Genomic DNA, 18,618 nt, shown 5'->3' with positions numbered 1-18,618 from the left:
GGGCCGCTCACCACGGGAGGCTGGTCAGACGTGCGGGCGGCGGCCCCGCTCCTGGTGCGGGAACTTCTGGTCCGCGCCCGGCAGCGTGGGCTTCGGCAATGTCGCCACTTCCTCCTTCGCCTTCTCCAGCTGCTCCGCCGTGTCATCGGGCAGCCGGGGCGAGCGCGGACGGGCGTCGCGGAAGCGGAACGCGGAGGTGAAGTCGCCGAAGGTGTCACGGCGCCAGTCGGTGACGTTCGGCTCCTCGACGCCGGTGAACCGCTCCAGGAACTGTAGCGCCGAGGTGTGGTCGAAGGCCTCCGAGGCGACCCAACCACCCACAGTCCAGGGCGAGATGATGATGGCGGGCACGCGGAAGCCACCGCCGATCGGCAGGCCCTGGATGAACTCGTCCTTCGTGCCCGCGGGCGGTGTCGGCGGCACGACGTGGTCGAACAGGCCGTCGTTCTCGTCGTAGTTGAGGATGAACGCGGTCTTTCGCCACACCTTCGGGTTGGACGCGATCGCCTCGATCTTCGACGCGACGTAGTCAGCGCCGGCGGCCGGGAGGTAGTCCGGGTGCTCGGACTGGTAGCTCGTGGGGCAGATCCACGACACCGTCGGCAGGCGGTCGTTGCGGGCGTCGTCCTCGAACGTTCCGTGCGGCTGCGGGCGTACGCCCCGCTCGTACAGCTCGGAGCCGGGCCGGGCGTTCTTGAACGACGCGAACTGCTCCAGCATGTTGGTGCCGTAGTCGTCCTCCTCCTGGTACACCTTCCAGCTGACGCCGGCGTTCTGGAGGCGTTCCGCGTACGTCGTCCAACGGTAGGGCGTCGGGGCGACGTTGCTGATGATCGGGCCGCCCTGGGTGCCGCCGGGGTCGATCGAACCCGTCATCCACATCAGCCGGTTGGGCCAGGTGGGCCCGAACACCGAGCAGAAGTAGTTGTCGCAGATGGTGAAGGTCTCGGCGAGCGCGAACTGGAACGGGATGTCCTCGCGCGTGTAATAGCCCATCACATAGGGGCCGTTGACGCCGTCGGCGGCGCGGTGGGCCGGCAGCCACTGGTCCATCTTGCCGTTGTTCCAGGCCTGGTGCTGGACCGACCAGGCGTGACTGGTGGACGGGATGGCCTGCGCACTGGAGGTGTGGGTGTCGAGGTGGAACGGGAGGAGGTAACCCTTCGGGTTCACCGCGTCCGGCTGGTAGAAGACGCTGCGCCCGGTGTCGAGTTTGCGTGCGTGCGGATCGGCGAATCCGCGAACGCCGGACAGGGTGCCGAAGTAGTGGTCGAACGACCGGTTCTCCTGCATCAGCATGACGACGTGTTCGATGTCGCGCAGCGAGCCGTTCTTCGGCGGTTCGGCGGCGACGGCTTTCTGGACGCTCGGCGGGAGGAGGGAGAGTGCCGCGGCGCCGCCCACCGCGCCCGCGGCGGAACCCAGGAGTCTGCGACGTGTCAACTCGGCCATGATTGCCCCTTCTTGAAGAGCTTCGAGGGATCTCGTGGACCAGACCTCGGATCACTCTCCGCCCCATTCGGTAGGGGGTGTCAGGGGCGTGCGATGAATTTGCGGCCAACGCGCGGAAAGGGGTTGGCCAAGCCGTGACCGGCAACATCGGGGCGTTGCTTGGGTGTTGCCAAACCTTGGCGGACGGCTGCCTCTCGCATGAGTCGGCGGGACCGAAGACTCCGGTGGCCGATTCGTTTCCCGATTGCGAAGTTCACCAAGCGCCGCGCGTGGCTCACGTCCGGACAGCCGTACGGACACCCATACGGAAAGATCGGGTGAATCGGCGAGAAGCACCCAGAAGTGCCTAGAAGCAGCCCGCGGCGGGGCCGACCGGCTAAGCCGGATTCCTCGGGCGGAGTCTGGCGGCGATCGCGGCCACGTCGTCCTCCGCCTCCTGGACGTGGAGGCGCAGCACGATGTCGTCGAGGAGGCGGGAGACGCCCTGGCCGGGGTGCAGCCGGAGGCGGGCCAGGCGGTCCAGGGAGACGTCGATGTCCTCACCGCGACGCTCGACCAGCCCGTCGGTGAACATGACGAGGGTGTCCTCGGGGGTGAGGGTGAGCGTGGTCATCTCGTAGTCGGCGAGGCCCGTGCCGAGGGGTGGGCCGACGGGGACGGGGATCAGTTCGCCGGCGCCGTCGCGGTGGAAGACGGCGGGCGGGAGATGGCCCGCGCTGGAGAAGGCGGCCGTGCCCCGGTCCGGGTCGAGGAGGGCGAGCAGGCAGGTCGCGGGGCGGCGGTTGTGCTCCTCGGACATGGCGGTGTCCATCTGGCGCAGGATGCGGTGGGGCGGAAGGTCTGTCGAGGCGACGTAGCGCAGCATCGAGCGGTACGCGTTCATGTCGACGGCCGCGTCCAGGCCGTGGCCCATGACGTCGCCGATGACGAGGAGGGTGCGGCCGTAGTGCAGTCGTACGGCCTCGAACCAGTCGCCGCCGACGAGGGTGCCGCTGCCGGCGGGCAGGTAGCGGGTGGCCATCTCGACGTTGGGGTGGGGGCGGCTGGGTTCGGTGAGCAGGACCTGTTGCAGGTTCAGGGCGGTGGTGCGCAGGCGGTGGTGTTCGACGGCGTGGTGCAGGTGAGCCGCGGTGAGCCGGGCCGCGTAGTGCACGGCGGCGGCCTCGTCGTCGCCGAAGGTCCGGTCGGCGCGGATCGCGAGGAGGGCGCCGTAGGCCTTGCCCCAGGCGGTCAACGGCACGGAGAGAGCCGCGAGTACACCGTGGTCGTTCGTGGTGAAGGACGTGGTGATCGGGTGGCCGGCGTCCAGGGCGCGGACCATGACGTCCTCGCGCGGCGCGGTCCGCAGGCTGTCGAGCAGTTCCTTGCGACCCTCGGCCGCCATCGGGTGCAGCATGGCGTGCGATGCCGGGCGCGCCTCGTCCTGCGCGAACAGGTCCACGGCGGCGGCGGCGCACAGCCCGTCGACGAGGAACCTCGCGCACTCCGCCGCCGTCCTCCGCTCGTCGAGCGTCGACCCGATCGCGGACACGGCCCGCTCCGCGAGCGCGAACCGATCCGTCGCCCCCGCCTCTGCCCCGCCAACCCCGTCGCCGTCCAAGACCGTCCCTTTCTGCCGCCCCCTCCATCCCAACACCCGCGCGACCGATCGGGCGGTAGCGACCCGTGGTGCGGCGGGATCGGGTCGGGGCAGAGGTTGGTCGCGGAGGTGCGAAACTCCGTGGCCGCAGAGCCCGTGGCGCCGATAGCGTCCGATCCGATCCCTTGATCCCCCGCGCAGAGAGCGACCCCGATGACGACCCAGCAGCCGACGACCACCCTCTGGCGGCCCACCGGCCCCAAGGAGCTGGACCTGGTCCGCGCGCTCGACTGGCGTGCGTGGCCGCCCCGGCTGCCCGAGCAGCCGATCTTCTATCCGGTCCTCAACGAGGACTACGCGATCCGGATCGCGAGGGACTGGAACGTCAAGCACGACGGCGCCGGTTTCGTGACGCGCTTCGACGTGGATTCGGAGTTCCTGGCCCGGTATCCCGTCCAGCAGGCGGGCGGCCGGACGATTCTGGAGCTGTGGGTGCCGGCCGAGGAGCTGGACGAGTTCAATGCCCACATCGTCGGCGAGATCCGGTTGGTCCACGAGTTCAGGTGAGGCTCCGGGGCAAAGGCGTTCCCCGGCGCTGCGAAAGTGTTTCGTAACCGAGGAATTTCCCGTGCTTGTCCTGGGTGTGAATTCCGTGTCAGTGTCCCGGCCAGCAGGCAGGCGACCAGCGGTGGGGCATCCGAAAGCCTTTCGGGCCGGTTTCCGTTTTCGACCTGCCTGGCTCACCTACGGCATGCCCAAAGAAGAGAGGCACACCATGCGGGGAATCCCGGTCACCGGACATCTCGGAAGCCCGAGAATTCGACGCGTCGTCGCGGCCGCGGTCACCCTGGCCGCGGCCGCGAGCCTGGCCGCCTGCGGGTCCTCGGGACCGTCCACGACGTCGTCGGCGAAGGGCCTGACGATGTGGGCGCTGAACGACCGGACGATCCTCAAGCAGTCGGTCGACGCGTACAACAAGGACCACCCCGACGGGAAGATCACCCTGCGGCTGTTCGCCAACGACGACTACAAGCAGAAGCTGCGCGTGGCCTTCGGCGCAAACCAGGCCCCGGACCTCTTCTTCAACTGGGGCGGCGGCGCCCTGAACGACTACGTCGAGGCGGGCAAGGTCGACGTCCTGAACGCGTCGGACGTGAACACGGACCGGTACACCGACAGCGTGATGCAGAGCGCGACCTTCGACGGCAAGGTCTACGGCGTACCCGTCAACGGCCTTGCCCCGGTGGTCCTCTACTACAACAAGAAGGTGCTGTCCGACGCGGGCGTCCAGCCGCCGAAGACGTACGACGACCTGCTCGCGGCCGTGAAGAAGCTCAAGGGCAAGGGCGTGACCCCGCTGTCTCTCGCGGCCAACTCCAAGTGGCCGACGCTGATGTACCTGGAGTACCTGCTGGACCGTACCGGCGGCTCCCGTGTGTTCAGCAACATCGCCGCCGGTGACGCCGCCGCCTGGAAGGACCCGTCGGTCACCAAGGCCAACCAGAAGCTCCAGGACCTGGCCAGGGCCGGCGCGTTCGGCGACAACGCCTCGTCCGTCAGCTACGACCAGGGCGCCTCGACCGCGCTGCTCTACACGGGCAAGGCCGCGATGGAGGTGATGGCACCTGGGAGTACGCCAACATAGCCAAGGCCGCGCCGGACTTCCTGAAGAAGGGCGACCTGGGTTACACCGCGTTCCCGGCCCTGACCGGCGGCGCCGGCAGCGCGGCGAACATCGTCGGCAACCCGTCGAACTTCCTGTCGCTGAACAAGTCGTCCAAGAACAAGTCGGACGCGCTGACGTACCTGAAGAACTACGTCCTCAACGGCTCCCAGGTCGACGCCTACCTCGCCTCCGGCAGCGTCCCGCCGGTCAAGGGCCTGGACTCGAAGCTCGCCGCGGTGAAGTCGTCGTCCGACAAGGCGTGGCTGACGTTCGTCTACGACCTGGTGGACAAGGCCCCGAGTTTCCAGCTCTCGTGGGACCAGGCGCTGCCGTCCGACCAGTCCGACCCGCTGCTGACCAACACCGACAAGTCGTTCCTGCGGCAGATCTCGCCCGCGGAGTTCGGAGCGAACATGAGCAAGGCGGGCTCGTGACGATCACCACCACCCCGACGCGCCGGAGAGGAGGGAGCGGCCTCCTCATGGCCGCCCCGGCCCTGCTCCTCTTCGGTCTGTTCGGTTTCGTGCCCCTGGTCGGCGTGGCGGCGCTCGGCGTCGCCCGCTGGGACGGGCTGGGCTCCATCAGCTGGACGGGCGTCACCAACTGGACGTCCGTCCTGACCGACAGCGCGACCTGGCAGTCGCTGTGGCTCACCGTCAAGGTGATGGTGGTCAGCTGGCTGGTGCAGACGCCGAGTACGCCAAGGGCCGCAGGCTGTACCTCACGACGACCCACTTCCACCCTGAACACGCCTTCGGGGCGCAGGCGTTCACGGGCGAGGCGACGTTCCTCGTGAACCGCGCGCAGGCCGAGGACCTGAAGGTGAAAGGCGCGGGCTATCTCGACATGTTCCGGGGTCTCGGTGAGCCGGTCGCCCGGCAGCTCGAAGGTGTCGTCCTGCCGGAGCCCGACCTCGTCTACGACGAAGCGTACGACCTCGAACTGGGCGGCCGGATCGTGCAGTTGAGGGCCACGGGCCGGGCCCACAGCAAGGGCGACCAGGTGGTGCGGGTGCCGGACGCGGGCGTGCTGTTCACCGGGGACCTGGTGGAGGCGGGGCAGTTCGCGATCTTCCCGTGGTTCCCGCCGTACGACACCGATGTGTCCGGTACGCGCTGGCTCGCGGTGATGGAACGGCTCGCGGGCGAGGGGGCGCGGGTCGTCGTACCCGGCCACGGAGCAGTCGGCGGGCCGGAGTTGCTCGCGGACGTCCGTGACTATCTGCGGCTGCTGCGGGACGAGACGTGGGTGCGGCGCGACTCGGCGATGAGCGAGGAAACGATCGTCGATGAGGTCAGGGCACTCATGATCGAGCGACATCCCGAGTGGGCCGAACGGGACTGGATCGACAAGGGAGTCGGCTGCCTCTGCGCCGAACACCCGGCGTGAGCGCGCGAGTTACGAGGCGCTCGTCACGAAGCCGTCCCTGGCCGTGTCGAAGACGGGACGGTAGGTGTCCCACTTCGCGTCCGGCGCCGAAAGGTAGATGTCGTACTCGCGGCCGCCCTCCCGGCCGAAGCCGAGGTCGATGGCGCGGAACACCCGGACCCGGCCCCGGAAGGTGAACTCCCAGATCGCGGCGGGCTGTTGCTGGAAGGTGGTCTGCTGCATACGGAGCCTGCGGTACGAGGGGTAGTTGACCTTGGTGTTGGCCTCGATGTCCGCGAAGTGCGTGCTCGGGTTGGGGCCCGCCGGGTCCACGATCCCGATGGTGAGCCCGGCCAGGCCCGTCTCGTCCGTGTAGGTGACCCCTTCCGCCGTCCGCTTGCCGGCCTTCCAGCCGTCCGGAACCGGGAAGGAGACGCCGAGTTGACGGTCCCGGACGAGGTGGTAACCCTCCGGCACGGGTGATGGGGAGGCTGAGGCGGTCGTCGTGGACCGCGAAGTCGCGTGCCCGGGCGCGGACTTGGACGTCGCGTTCAGCACGAACGCCGTGGCCGCGACAGCGGCGGCCACCGCGATCGCCCCGACCACGGGCCCCTTGCGGCTCCGGCGCCGCCCGCGGCCGGAGTCCCCCGCAGGTTCCCGCTCCGGTGCCACGACGGGCAAGTCGGCGGTGGCCGGAGCCAGTTGGGCCGTCGACTCGCCCCACCACGCGGTCTGCAGGGCCCGTTCCGTCTGTTCCGCCGTCGGCCGCTCGTCGGGCTCCTTGATGAGGAGAGCCTCGATGAGCGGCTCCAGCGGTCCGGCCTGCTTCATGGGTTCGAGTGGGTCCACGGCGATGGCGTACGCGGTCTCCATCGCGGTGATCCGGCGGAACGGCGGGCGGCCCTCGACGGCCTGGTAGAGCGTGGCGCCCAGGGCCCACAGGTCGGAGGCGGTTCCGGGGGTGAGCCCGCGGATCCGTTCCGGGGCCATGTAGTGGATGGAGCCGACCATCTCACCGGTCTTGGTGAGGGTCGACGTCCCGTCCGTCATGGCGATGCCGAAGTCGGTGAGGACGAGCCGGTCACCGGTGCCGAGGAGGACGTTGCCGGGCTTGACGTCGCGGTGCAGCACACCGGCGGCGTGGGCGGCGCGCAGGGCGGCGACCATGTCGAGGCCGATGCGGGCCGCATCCTGGTACGGCAGGGTCCGTCCGTCCTTGAGGAGTTCGGCGAGCGTGGGGCCCGGGACGTACTCCATGACGATGCAGGGACGTCCCTCGTCGTCCACGACGTCATGGACGACGATCACGTTCGGGTGCGCGATGCGGGCGGCGCTGCGGGCCTCGCGGCGGGTGCGCTCGAAAAGGGTGGCGAGTTCGTCGGCGGAGAGTTCCGGGCGGGCGTGGAGCCGCTTGATGGCGACCTGGCGGCCGAGCACCTCGTCGTCGGCCCGCCAGACGGTGCCCATGCCGCCCCGGCCGATCTGCTCGGTCAGCCGGTAGCGCCCGGCGATGAGACGCCCTTCGTCCGACACGGTGTCCTCCGCCGGTTCTGTCCCCGTTCGATTCGCCTGGTCACCATAACCGGCTCTTGTCCCGGATCCTGTGGGGCGGATCACGGCGGCCATCTCGACGGCGCTTCGGCCGGAGGGTCCCCCACCTCGACTGGAGGGTGGAGAGGGTCTAGTACCCCGGTACTAGTCACCCCTGCCGTTTTCACTTCCCCGGTGCTGCGGACGCGAGGAAAGCCGCTCTTAGCGTGAAGGCGTGGGTCGCGCAGGCCCTCCACTTTCTATCGAACCTGGTGGGAGTACCCCATGGCCACCTTCCTCTACCGGCTGGGCCGGTTCTCGTTCCGGCGCCGACGGCTCGTCCTGATGCTGTGGATCGCCGCCCTGGCGGTCGTCGGCATCGGTGCCATGAACGTCTCGACGAGCACGTCCGACAGCTTCAGCCTCCCCGGCACACAGTCGCAGAAGGCGATCGACCTGCTGGAGAAGGAGTTCCCACAGGCGTCGGCCTCCGGCGCCACCGCCCGCGTGGTGTTCGAAGCGCCCAAGGGGCACACACTCGCCTCCGGCGCCGACAGGACCGAGGTCCAGTCGCTGATCGCCGACCTCAAGGAGGCGCCCCAGGTCGCGAACGTCTCCGACCCGTACCAGAGCGGCCTGATCAGCAAGTCCGGCACCATCACCTACGCCCAGGTCACCTACAAGGTCGGCCAGCCGGACGTCACCGACGCCGCGCGCGAGGCGCTGCACTCCGTGGCCGACAAGGGCGAGAAGGCCGGCCTCGCGGTCAGCCTGGGCGGCAACGCCGTACAGGAGAAGGCGGGCAGCAGCAGCACCGAGCTGATCGGCCTGCTGATCGCGGCCGTGGCGCTCGTCATCACGTTCGGGTCGCTGCTCGCGGCCGGGCTGCCGCTGCTGACGGCCATCTTCGGGGTCGGGACGGCGGTCGCCGCCATCACCGTCGCGAGCGCGTTCTTCGACCTCAGCTCGGCCGCGTCGACGCTGGCGCTGATGCTGGGCCTGGCGGTGTCCATCGACTACGCCCTGTTCATCGTCTCCCGGTACCGCAGTGAGATCCGCGAGGGCCACGAGCCGGAGGAGGCCGCGGGCCGCGCGCTGGGCACCGCCGGTTCCGCGGTGGTGTTCGCCGGTCTCACCGTCGTCATCGCCCTGGCCGGTCTGAGCATCATCGGCATCAGCATGCTGACCACGATGGGCCTGGGCGCCGCCTTCGCGGTCGTCGTCGCCGTACTGATCGCGCTGACCCTGCTGCCCGCGGTGCTCGGCTTCGCCGGGATGCGGATCATGGGCAGCCGGTTCACCAGCCGCCGCATGCGTGCCCTTCAGGAGGGCGGCAAGGGTGAGACGACGGGCGTGCGCTGGGCCCGGTTCGTGACCCGCAACCCGCTGAAGATGCTGGTCGTCTCCGTCGTCGGACTCGGCGTCCTCGCCATCCCCGCCCTGTCGATGCGCCTGGCCCTGCCGGACGACAGCATGTCCTCGCCGGGCACCAGCGAGCGCATCGCCTACGACACGATCACCAAGGGCTTCGGCGACGGCTACAACGGCCCGCTGACCGTGGTCGTCGACGGCCAGGGCAGCAGCGACGCGAAGACCGCCGCACAGGACGCGGTCGCCCAGCTCGGCAAGATGTCCGACATCGCCGCCGTACGCCCTGCCGTGTTCAACCAGACCGGTGACGTGGCCCTGATCTCCGTCGTACCGAAGAGCTCGCCCAGCAGCGCGGCCACCGTCGACCTGGTCTCCGAGATCCGCGACCGCGGCCCCGCCCTGAAGAGCGACACCGGCGCCGAACTGATGGTCACCGGCACCACGGCGCTGAACATCGACGTGTCCAACAAGCTGAGCGGCGCCCTGATCCCCTACCTGGGTGTGGTCGTCGGACTGGCCCTCGTCCTGCTGCTCCTCGTCTTCCGCTCGATCCTGGTCCCGCTCAAGGCCGCCCTCGGCTTCCTCCTCAGCGTGCTCGCCACGCTCGGTGTGGTGGTCGCGGTGTTCCAGTGGGGCTGGCTGGCGGACCTGTTCGGCATCGACCAGACCTCGCCGATCGTGAGCGTCCTGCCGATCTTCATGATCGGTGTGGTGTTCGGACTCGCCATGGACTACGAGGTGTTCCTGGTGACCCGGATGCGTGAGGCGTACGTCCACGGGGCCGAGCCCACGGAGGCGGTGATCGCGGGCTTCCGGCACAGCGCCCGGGTGGTCACGGCCGCCGCGGTCATCATGATCTCCGTGTTCGCCGGGTTCCTGCTGGACGACGTGGCGCTGATCAAGTCGATCGGCCTGGGCCTCGCCTCCGCCGTCCTCTTCGACGCCTTCGTGGTCCGCATGACGATCGTGCCGGCGGTCATGACCCTGCTCGGCCGCCGCGCCTGGGCACTGCCCGGCTGGCTCGACCGGAAGCTGCCCAACGTGGACGTCGAGGGCGAGCGGCTGCGCCACCTGCTGGACGAGACTCCGGACGACGGCTCCACCGGCCCGGGCAGGGCGCCCGTGTCGTCCGGCGCCACCGGCAAGAGCTGAGGCGGCGGCCGTACGATCCACACCAGGACGCCGTTCACGGCCGTACGGCTGCCGCCCCTGTCGACCACACCGTCCCCGCCCGCCGGTCCCCTTCCCCCCGGGGACCGACGGGCGGCCCGCCTGCACCGTGGAGGGTGTATCCCGTGACCGCACCGCCGACGACGGACCGCCCTCTCAAGCCCGAGAACCTGATCGGACGGACCCGGCTGGGCGACTCCGAGTACCGGTCGGTCGTCCGGCTGCTCACCTGGCTGGGGCGGGTGCGGGCGGCCGATGTGGCGCATCCGCGGGTCAGGCTCTGGGGGGTTCCCGCCCTTTACGCCCTCGGCGGCATTCCGGCCCTGGAACGCGCGGCCCGGGACTCGGGCCCCGCGTTCGTACTGATGCTGGCGGTCACGGCGGGATACACCGTGCCGTTGCTGTGGCGGAAGCAGCGGCCCATGCTGGTCTTCGCCTTCCTGGTCGTCCTCTCCGAGGTGTGCCTGTTCCTGGGTGTGGACTCGGGTTCGAGCGCCACCCAGCTCGTGGCGCTGCTCAACCTGGGGCGCTTCGGGGCTCCCGGCCAGCTGGCCGTCGGCGTCGCGTACAACCTCCTGCAGACTTTCGTGTCGATCGTCTTCTTCAACGGCCTCAAGGGGTCGAGCCAGGCGGCCAGTACCCCCGTGCTGGCGTTCCTGGCCGTGGTCGCCATCCTGTCGATGGCCGCGCTGGGCCTGGCCGGAAAACTGGTGAACGCGTACGTCGAGGCCCTCCAAGAACACGCCGTACGGCTGGAGATGGAGCGCGACCAGCGCGCCCAGTTGGCCGCGGCGACCGAACGCGCCCGCGTGGCACGGGAGATGCACGACATCCTCGGTCACACCCTCGCCGTGATCGTCGGTCTCGCGGGCGGCGCCGCCGGGCTCGCCGAGACCAAACCGAAGCGGGGCGCGGACACCCTGCGGATCATCGCCGAGAGCGGGCGCGGCGCGCTGGCCGAGCTGCGCCGGCTGCTCGCGGTCATCCACGACGACGAACCCGACGACACCCCGCTCGCACCCCAGCCCGGACTGACCGACCTGAACGCCCTGATGGAACGGGTGAGGGCCGCGGGCCCCGCCGCCACCCTGCACCTCAAGGGTGAACTCACCCATCTGGCCCAGGGACTTCAGCTCGCCGTCTACCGCATCGTGCAGGAAGCCCTCACCAACACACTCAAGCACGCGGCGCCGAGCACGACGGTCGAGGTCGCGGTGACGGCCGGTCCGGAGGCGGTGATCGTCACCGTCGAGGACACCGGCCCGCACAAGGCGTCCGGCACCGACGAACACGGCAAGGGCCTGGTCGGCATGCGCGAACGGGCCGCGCTCTACGGCGGACAGGTCGTCGCGGGCCCCAACTCCCGCGGTGGCTGGACCGTCCGCGCCCTCCTCCTCCCCACGTCTACCGCCCCCGACCTGACGGAGAAGCACCCGGCATGACCACCGTCCTCATCGTCGACGACCAGGCCCTGCAGCGCCTCGGTTTCAGCATGCTCATCGAGCAGTACCCCGACCTGAGCACCGTCGGCGAGGCCACGCACGGCGTCGAGGCGGTCCGGCTGACGGCCGAACTCCGCCCCGACGTCGTCCTGATGGACGTCCGCATGCCCGGTATGGACGGCATCGAGGCCACCCGCCGGATCGTGCAGTCGGGCGGGCGTTCACGCGTCCTGGTCCTCACCACCTTCGACCTCGACGAGTACGCGTACGCCGCGCTGCGCGCCGGGGCCAGCGGCTTCCTCCTCAAGGACGCGCTGCCCGAGGAACTCGTCGCGGGCATCCGCGCGGTGGCCGCCGGGGACGCCGTCATCTCCCCCGGCCTGACCCGCAAACTCATCGACGCCTTCGCCGACCGCATGCCCGGCCGCACCGCCGAACAGGACCGCCGCCTCGACGCCCTCACCGACCGGGAGCGCGAGGTCCTCACCGTCATGGCGGCGGGCTGGAGCAACACCGAGATCGCCGAACGCCTGTGCCTGGCCGAGTCCACCGTCAAGTCCCACGTCAGCCGCATCCTCGCGAAGATCGGCGCGCGGGACCGGGTGCAGGCGGTCATCTTCGCGTACGACGCGGGGTTGGTACGGCCGGCTTGAGGTCTCCCCTCAGGCTGCCGACACGGACACGAACTGCCCGGTCAGCGCGGTGAGCCGGGCCGGTTTCTCCACGGGCAGTTCGTGCCCGGCGTCGACGATCCGCACGAACGCGTCCGGGTAGGCGTTGGCCATCCGCAGCATCTGGGCGAATGGGTGCGGCGAGGTCCACGCGCACGAGCGGGACGAGGGGGGGTAGGCGGCGGACAGGGTCGCGAGCACGCGGGTCCTGCCGCTGCACCGGCCGCCGACCAGTTCGATGACGGGGTGCTCGTCAGGCAGTTCCACGAGGTCACGCCGGCCACCGTCCCGGTCGAGCCCGACGAGGCCGGGCACCAACCCGTCGAGCAACGGGTCCACCCCGTAGAGCCGTTCGGCCACTGTTCCCCAACCCCCTTGGCGTCGGCGCCATGTGGGCTCGGCGCCGAGGGACCGAAGGTAGGGGCGGATGAGGGCTGAAATCCGTGTCATCACCGATTCGACGGATTGTGGGCATCTTTCACGCTCGAACCGGCGGATGACGGCGGTTACCTGACCGTTCCCGACACCTGGGCCCGCCTCCGTCAGCCCTGTCAGGCTCCGGCATCGAGCATGGGAGGAGGAGACACTTCCGCCGCCCGAACTGGGTCACTCCTCGGACAGGAGCCAGCCGATGTGCAGTTCTTCCACACCCGGGCGGACCATCCGCATGAGCTCGGCGCGCTCGGGGTCGTTGTCGGGAAGGTTGTCGGCGAGAAGAGCCTGCGCGGCGATCGCCTGGGGCCTGGCGCCGAGCGCGGCGCGCAGGTTGAGCGAGCGGCGCAGCATCGCCAGCCGCTCCGCGGGCTCCTTGTGCGGTGCGAGGTGCCGGATGATGTACGACTCGAAGTAGCCGTCGCCGGACTTCGTGGCGACACCGAGGGCGGACTCATAGAGCGGGAGGGCGCCGGCCGGGTCCTCGTCGATGTTGTCCAGCAGAACGGCCCAGTGGTACTCGGCCCAGGCGCGCGTCTTCTCGTCGCCGCTCTCGATCGCCGCACGGTAGCCGGCCTCGGCCACGGCGCGGTCGTCGGCGCGGGGTTCGCGCCGGAACAGCAGGCGGCTGTAGGCGAGTCGCCCTGTGAGCAAGTGCGCGGTCGGCGATGCCGGATCGACCGCCGCGACCGCCTTCTCGGCCTCTTCATGCCCCTCGATCCGGAAGAACCAGCGGTCTACGGCGATCTCCGCGCGCAACTCGGGTTCATCGTCCGGGGCCAGGACGGCGAGCGCGGCGTCCCACTCCCCGAGCAGCTGCAGGCGGCGGGCTATGTAGGCGTTGTGAGCTACCATGACACCTACAATAGGAAGCGGCGATGTAGGTGGTCAAGTGCAATACGATGACTACATGGGGAACGTGGCGCGGCTGGCCGTCGAGCTGGCCAACACCGGGACCCTCGACCAACACGGCGAACTGGTAGCCGCGTTCTTCGCGGAACACGAGGTCACTCCGCCCTCGGGCGGCGACTACGGCGAGTTGCCGGACCTCGTGCGCACGGCGTTGGCGCAGTCGGTCGACGGCGCCGTCCCCGAAGCGGTGCACCGCCTGCTGCGCGACTATCCACCGGAGATGCACCTGTCCGACCACGACGGCCTCGACGGCTGGCACATCCACTTCAGCCGCAACGGCACCCCGGCCAAGCGCTGGCTCGGCCAGCTGATCGCCGCCAAACTCGCCCTGGTCGCGGCCGGGGACCCGGCGGTGACGCTGGGCCGGTGCGCCGCGGCCGGGTGCGAGAACTACTTCGTGGACCAGTCACGGAACCGCACCCGCCGGTTCTGCTCCAACGCGTGCGCGAGCCGGACGACGGTCGCCGCATATCGGGCCCGGGCGGCGAAGAACTCCTAGCGGGGTGAGCCGGTCAGAGATTCCACTGCGGTGACTGCCGGTGCTGCCGGCCGATCGCTTCCTCCAGCCGGGCTCCGGACCCGCGCGGGCAGCGAAACGGCGGACAGAGCGAGGATGTTGAGGAGTGGGGTGCAGGCGGACCGGTCGAGCATCCGGCGGACGACCTCGTCGATGCCCGCCCTCTCCCTGAGGCGTAGGAACGACAGCCGGGGCTTCCGACCCGGACGGCACGCTGACAGGGGGTGGGGTGTGCGGGTCAGCCGCCCTGGCCCGCGCTGCCGACCGGGCCGACCGTCACGGAGGAGCCGGAGCCGTTCGTGACGGGCAGGGTGGCGGCGCCCGGCCAGTCGAGGGTGACCGACTTGGTCTCGTTCGGCGGGGTCACCACCAGCCCGGTGATGCGGACGCCGGAGCCGCCCGTCTTGTTGAACGGGTAGTTGACGGGGAAGTAGGTCGACTTCCCGTTCTTGAGGACGGCCGACGAGGTCTCCTGACCGGTGCGCTTCGCCGACACCGTCCCCGCGTTGGTCTTCAGGTCGACGCCCGCGTACCCGGAGATCGTGCAGTCCCGGCCGCCGCCGTTCTTGAACTCGACCACGACAGTGGCGTTCGGGTCGCCGTCGATGGTGTTGTCCTTCGCCGTGATCTCCAGCTCGTCGGTACGGCACTTGCCGGCCTTGGTGCTCGCGTCGGAGCCGGTACCGGCCCCCGTACCCGTGCCGCCGGAACTCGACCCGCCGGAGCTGCTCCCCGTGGTGGCCTTCGCGCGGCTCTGGTCCGAGCTGTCCGTGTCCGAACTGCCGCCCGAGGACGAGGCGTTGGACGCGGACGACGCCGTGGGCGCGGACGACGGGTCACTCTTTCCCGTGCCGGCGTCGTCGCTCTGGCAGGCCGTGAGCGAGAGACCGGCGGCGACGGCCAGGGCGGCGAAGGTGAGCTTGTGAACGCGCATCGATTCATCCTCAGGATCGGTGGTGTCAGTGCCGGCCGCTCCGTACGGGTCATCGGTACGAGCGGGCGTTTCTGATCGTCAAGAGCGGCTCGGCCGGGTCGACCGTTCCGCACAGCCACCGCATAAGACATTCCTGTTACACGCACCTCCGCGTACGACGGCCACCGCCACCAGGCAGAACGCGCCCGAACGCGGCACAGGCAAGCCGGGACGGTGGTTCCCGCCGCCGTCGCGAACTCGTGCGCGGCCATCGCCCGTTGGGACAGATCCGTAACTCGACGGTCACAACCAATCACCCCCCTTCCTCATCCCGCCGAGAGAACGAACGAACTCGCGGCAACCGAAGGGCTCCAGACGGGTCGTCAGTCACTTCGCCGACTCTGTCGGTTCTCCCTGTCCCTCCCACGGCCTGGCCAGCCCCACCAGCGCAACTCCCGCCGCTGCCACGGCGATCAGCATGATCACCGCCATCGGCAGGGAACTGTCCTCGCCGAACACCCCCACCAGCGGTGCCGCGAGCGCGCCGAACAGGAACTGCAGGCCACCGAGGAGGGCGGAGGCCGCGCCCGGGGCGTTGCGCCCGAGGGCCTGGCCGATGCTCAGGGTCGACGGGAAGACCATGCCGATACCACCGGCCGTGATGAACAGCGTGATCCAGGTGCCCGCGAGGGTCTCCCCCACGGTCAGCACCAGCAGCACCTGGCCCAGCGCGCCCACCGCGGCGACGGCGACCGCGGCCACGAGGAGGGTGTTCAGCCGTACCCGTCCTGCGAGTTGGGAGAAGGTCGCACCGGCGATCAGCATGGCGACGGCGTTGCTCGCGAAGATCAGGGAGTACGTCGTGGCGGACACCCCGTGCAGGTTCTCGAAGACGAAGCTGGAGCCGCTGATGTAGGCGAACAGTGCCGCCGAGATGAACGCGAGGACAAGGACGTAGCCCATGAACGTACGGCGGCCGAGCAACTCCCCCATCGCGCGGAAGGTGTTGGTGATCCCTCCGGCATGCCGCCGCTCCGGCGGCAGCGTCTCCGGGACCTTGCGGACCACGCCGAGCAGCAACAGGCCGCCCATCACGGTCAGTACGACGAACACCGCGCGCCAGGTCGACACGGCGAGGATCGCGCCGCCGAGCACCGGTGCGGCGACCGGCGCGACGCCCATGATCTGGGAGAGGACCGCGAAGTAGCGGGGCAGCTCGGCCCCGTGGAAGCGGTCGGTCAGGACGGCGCGGGCCAGCACCATGCCGGCGGCGCCCGACACACCCTGGAGGAAGCGGGCTCCGGTGAGGACCTCGATGGTGGGTGCGAGGGCGCAGGCGACGGAGAAGACCGTGAACGCGGCCGTTCCGGAGAACAGCAGTCCGCGGCGGCCGAGGCTGTCGCTGAGCGGGCCGATCAGCAGCTGGCCGACGACGAGGCCGGCCAGGAACGCGGTCATCGTCAGCTGGACGGCCGAGCTGCTCGCCCCGAGCGTGTCCCCCATCGCGGGGAAACCGGGGACGTACATGTCGGTCGCGAGCGGGGCGACCGCGGTCAGCGCGGCGAGGACGGCGACCAGGGTGACGGCTGTGCGCCGCGAGGGGTCGGTGGAGTCGGCCGATGCGGTGGCGCTCGCGGCGGCGGAACTGGAGGGGGACGGCGATACCATGGCCATAACGGTAACCGATAGTTCACCGGTTAACAATGACGGATCGGTGAAGGCCCTCGCCAGCCCGTGAAGACCCATGAAAGCCTGCGGACCGGGTCTGGGCCTACGAAGGCCCGGTCCAGGAAGTGAGAAGACGAGCCGCATGTCGCCCTCCCCCGCCGATGTCCGCGCACAGTGGACCGAGCACAATCCCGGCCTCGACACCTCCCCCATGGAGCTGATCGGTCTGCTCAAACACGCCACCGGGCTCCTGAACCGGGCCGTCGAGCCCCTCTACGCGGGCGCCGAGCTCACCGCCCCCGAGGTCGACATGCTGATCCCCCTGCGGCACGCCACCGGCCCGGTGATCGCCCGCCGCCTCGCCGAATGGCTCGGCCTGTCCCGCGCGGGCGTCAGCAAGGCCCTGGGCAAGCTGGAGAAGCGCGGTTTCATCGCCCGCACCCCGAACCCGGCGGACCGGCGTGCCGCGCTGGTGACCATCACGCCGGCCGGGGCGAAGGCGGTGGACGACCTGTTTCCCCGCCAACTCTCCGCCGAGGTACAGCTGTTGGCAGGACTGGGCGAGGATCGGGATCAGGTACTGAGTGCGTTGGGGCGGCTGGTGGAGGTCATGGAACGCCAAGTGGGCCGTGATTGAAGGGTTCCTGACGAAATGTCACCCCCGGGGCCCCACTCCGCGTCAGGTCGTGACCTCCCTCCTTACATGACTCGGGCGTCCCACAGCACATGCAGTGTCGGCGGCTTGCGGAAGACCAGACCGTGCGGGGCGGTGGGGTGGTCCGGGTCGAGGCGCAGGGCCGGGAGGCGTTCGAGCAGGTGCCGGAGGGCGATGCGGGTCTCCAGGCGAGCGAGGTGGGCGGCGAGGCAGTAGTGCGGGCCGTGGGCGAAGGCGAGTTGGAGGCGGGCGTTCTCGCGGCGGACGTCGAAGCGGTCGGGGTCGGGGAAGACGGCCGGGTCGCGGTTGGCGCCGGTGAGGGAGACGGCGACCAGGTCGCCCTCACGGATCGTGGCCGGGCCGAGGACGGTGTCGCGGGTGGCGTAGCGGTCCACGACGGCGGCGCCGGGTTCGAGACGCAACGACTCCTCGATCGCGCCGTCCAGAAGACCCATGTCGGCCTGGACGAGGGCTAGTTGGTCGGGGTGGCGGAGTAGATGCAGCAGCGCGTTGGTGATCATCGCCTCGGTGGTCTCGATGCCGCCGAACATCAACACGGCGGCGTTGGAGGCCACTTCGGGGAGGGTGAGCTGTCCGGCGGCGGAGCCGAGGAGTGAGGCTCCGCCCCGGTCGGCGACGGTGGCTTCGACGGAGGCACGCAGTTGCGCGTACGCCTTGGTGCCGGCGGCTCCCGCCTCACGGCCGGCCGTGATGTCCGAGACCGCCCGCACGATCGCGTCGTACCAGGAGAGGACCGTGTCCGGGGTGGTACCGGTCAGCCCGAGTGCCTCGGTCACGACGGCGACCGCGAGCGGGCCGGCGAAGGCGCGCCGCAGTTCACCGGCGCCCGCCGGCAGCAGTTCCGTGACGAGCCGGTCGGTCTCGCTGTCGATGAACGAGGCGAAGCCGTCCCGCACTTCGCGGGGTCGGAAGGGCGCGGTGAAGGGTTCACGGTGACGGGCGTGCCGCTCCCCGTCGAGGGACAGCATGCTCGGGCCGACGACCTGGGCGGTGGAGAAGCGCGGGTCGTCCACGGTGAAGGTGGCCGCGTCCCGCATGACACCCAACGCGAGGTCCCGCCGCGTGACCAGCCAGCCGCCCAACTCCGGCAACCAGGACACAGGTTCACTCTCATGAAGCCGCGCCAGCCGTGCGTGCGGGTCCTCAGCGAGCTCGGCAAGCGTGGTCCCGGCACCGAGCGGGAAGGAGGCGGCGGCGACCGTACTCATCGCGATCCATGACGGGACATGGGGAAACTGGCCATGACCGAGG

General features: G+C 70.0%; 17 protein-coding genes and 1 pseudogene. 10 read left to right on the top strand and 8 right to left on the bottom strand.

Annotated elements, in window-relative coordinates; all coding sequences use genetic code 11:
- Positions 1–24 precede the first annotated feature (24 nt).
- Positions 25–1,452 carry an alkaline phosphatase family protein gene (locus ACGFY9_RS34550; protein ID WP_393760781.1) on the bottom strand — a complete coding sequence of 476 codons (1,428 nt, stop codon included), beginning with the start codon at positions 1,450–1,452 and terminating at the stop codon, positions 25–27.
- 376 nt (positions 1,453–1,828) lie between these two features.
- Positions 1,829–3,052, bottom strand: a complete 1,224-nt coding sequence (locus ACGFY9_RS34545) for a PP2C family protein-serine/threonine phosphatase (protein WP_393760779.1) — start codon at positions 3,050–3,052, stop codon at positions 1,829–1,831.
- Positions 3,053–3,244: 192 nt separating this feature from the next.
- On the opposite strand from ACGFY9_RS34545, the gene ACGFY9_RS34540 reads away from it, so the two are divergent.
- The 5 genes from ACGFY9_RS34540 (at position 3,245) to ACGFY9_RS34520 (ending at position 6,086) form a co-directional block, all read left to right on the top strand.
- Positions 3,245–3,598, top strand: a complete 354-nt coding sequence (locus ACGFY9_RS34540; RefSeq protein WP_393760777.1) for a hypothetical protein — start codon at positions 3,245–3,247, stop codon at positions 3,596–3,598.
- A 208-nt stretch (positions 3,599–3,806) separates the two neighbouring features.
- Positions 3,807–4,676 carry an extracellular solute-binding protein gene (locus ACGFY9_RS34535; RefSeq protein WP_393760776.1) on the top strand — a complete coding sequence of 290 codons (870 nt, stop codon included), beginning with the start codon at positions 3,807–3,809 and terminating at the stop codon, positions 4,674–4,676.
- Positions 4,677–4,933: 257 nt separating this feature from the next.
- Positions 4,934–5,131 carry a hypothetical protein gene (locus tag ACGFY9_RS34530; RefSeq protein ID WP_393760774.1) on the top strand — a complete coding sequence of 66 codons (198 nt, stop codon included), beginning with the start codon at positions 4,934–4,936 and terminating at the stop codon, positions 5,129–5,131.
- Positions 5,128–5,493: a hypothetical protein gene (locus ACGFY9_RS34525; RefSeq protein WP_393760772.1), complete on the top strand. Its 366-nt coding sequence runs from the start codon at positions 5,128–5,130 to the stop codon at positions 5,491–5,493. The genes ACGFY9_RS34530 and ACGFY9_RS34525 overlap by 4 nt, the downstream gene beginning before the upstream one ends.
- A complete protein-coding gene (locus ACGFY9_RS34520; protein ID WP_393760976.1) occupies positions 5,412–6,086 on the top strand; it encodes an MBL fold metallo-hydrolase in 675 nt (224 codons plus the stop codon). Before ACGFY9_RS34525 ends, ACGFY9_RS34520 begins: the two co-directional genes overlap by 82 nt.
- 9 nt (positions 6,087–6,095) lie before the next feature.
- On the opposite strand, the gene ACGFY9_RS34515 is transcribed toward ACGFY9_RS34520, so the two are convergent.
- Positions 6,096–7,598 carry a protein kinase gene (locus tag ACGFY9_RS34515; RefSeq protein ID WP_393760770.1) on the bottom strand — a complete coding sequence of 501 codons (1,503 nt, stop codon included), beginning with the start codon at positions 7,596–7,598 and terminating at the stop codon, positions 6,096–6,098.
- Between the two features lie 282 nt (positions 7,599–7,880).
- Here ACGFY9_RS34515 and ACGFY9_RS34510 point away from each other — a divergent pair, with 282 nt between their 5' ends.
- From ACGFY9_RS34510 to ACGFY9_RS34500, 3 genes are all read left to right on the top strand, one after another.
- Entirely contained in the window at positions 7,881–10,118 is a 2,238-nt protein-coding gene (locus ACGFY9_RS34510; protein ID WP_393760768.1) for an MMPL family transporter, read from the top strand.
- Positions 10,119–10,261: 143 nt separating this feature from the next.
- The gene (locus ACGFY9_RS34505; RefSeq protein ID WP_393760766.1) at positions 10,262–11,578 is read left to right on the top strand and encodes a sensor histidine kinase; all 1,317 of its coding nucleotides are present in this window, start codon (positions 10,262–10,264) and stop codon (positions 11,576–11,578) included.
- Positions 11,575–12,231, top strand: coding sequence for a response regulator (locus ACGFY9_RS34500; RefSeq protein WP_393760764.1), 657 nt, complete (start codon positions 11,575–11,577; stop codon positions 12,229–12,231). The genes ACGFY9_RS34505 and ACGFY9_RS34500 overlap by 4 nt, the downstream gene beginning before the upstream one ends.
- 9 nt (positions 12,232–12,240) lie before the next feature.
- On the opposite strand, the pseudogene ACGFY9_RS34495 reads toward ACGFY9_RS34500, so the two are convergent.
- Positions 12,241–12,384 (bottom strand): annotated as a pseudogene (locus ACGFY9_RS34495) (alpha/beta hydrolase); the annotation flags it as partial.
- A gap of 471 nt (positions 12,385–12,855) precedes the next feature.
- Positions 12,856–13,536 carry a hypothetical protein gene (locus ACGFY9_RS34490; RefSeq protein ID WP_393760762.1) on the bottom strand — a complete coding sequence of 227 codons (681 nt, stop codon included), beginning with the start codon at positions 13,534–13,536 and terminating at the stop codon, positions 12,856–12,858.
- Between the two features lie 55 nt (positions 13,537–13,591).
- Between ACGFY9_RS34490 and ACGFY9_RS34485 the strand changes: the two genes are divergently transcribed.
- On the top strand, positions 13,592–14,092 hold the full coding sequence (locus ACGFY9_RS34485) for a CGNR zinc finger domain-containing protein (protein WP_393760761.1): 501 nt from the start codon (positions 13,592–13,594) through the stop codon (positions 14,090–14,092).
- Between the two features lie 256 nt (positions 14,093–14,348).
- On the opposite strand, the gene ACGFY9_RS34480 is transcribed toward ACGFY9_RS34485, so the two are convergent.
- Together ACGFY9_RS34480 and ACGFY9_RS34475 are read right to left on the bottom strand one after the other, a co-directional pair.
- Positions 14,349–15,044, bottom strand: coding sequence for a DUF4232 domain-containing protein (locus tag ACGFY9_RS34480; RefSeq protein ID WP_393760759.1), 696 nt, complete (start codon positions 15,042–15,044; stop codon positions 14,349–14,351).
- A gap of 366 nt (positions 15,045–15,410) precedes the next feature.
- The gene (locus ACGFY9_RS34475; RefSeq protein WP_393760757.1) at positions 15,411–16,691 is read right to left on the bottom strand and encodes a multidrug effflux MFS transporter; all 1,281 of its coding nucleotides are present in this window, start codon (positions 16,689–16,691) and stop codon (positions 15,411–15,413) included.
- Positions 16,692–16,833: 142 nt separating this feature from the next.
- On the opposite strand from ACGFY9_RS34475, the gene ACGFY9_RS34470 reads away from it, so the two are divergent.
- Positions 16,834–17,328 (top strand): MarR family winged helix-turn-helix transcriptional regulator, encoded by a 495-nt coding sequence (locus tag ACGFY9_RS34470; protein WP_393760755.1) that lies wholly within the window; start codon positions 16,834–16,836, stop codon positions 17,326–17,328.
- Positions 17,329–17,390: 62 nt separating this feature from the next.
- On the opposite strand, the gene ACGFY9_RS34465 is transcribed toward ACGFY9_RS34470, so the two are convergent.
- Entirely contained in the window at positions 17,391–18,575 is a 1,185-nt protein-coding gene (locus ACGFY9_RS34465) for a cytochrome P450 (RefSeq protein ID WP_393760753.1), read from the bottom strand.
- Positions 18,576–18,618 lie beyond the last annotated feature (43 nt).

The sequence above is a fragment of the Streptomyces sp. NPDC048504 genome (assembly GCF_043200035.1).
GTDB lineage: Bacteria > Actinomycetota > Actinomycetes > Streptomycetales > Streptomycetaceae > Streptomyces.
The sequence above is the reverse complement of the archived record's forward strand: the minus strand, read 5'-3'. Positions and strand labels throughout refer to the sequence as shown.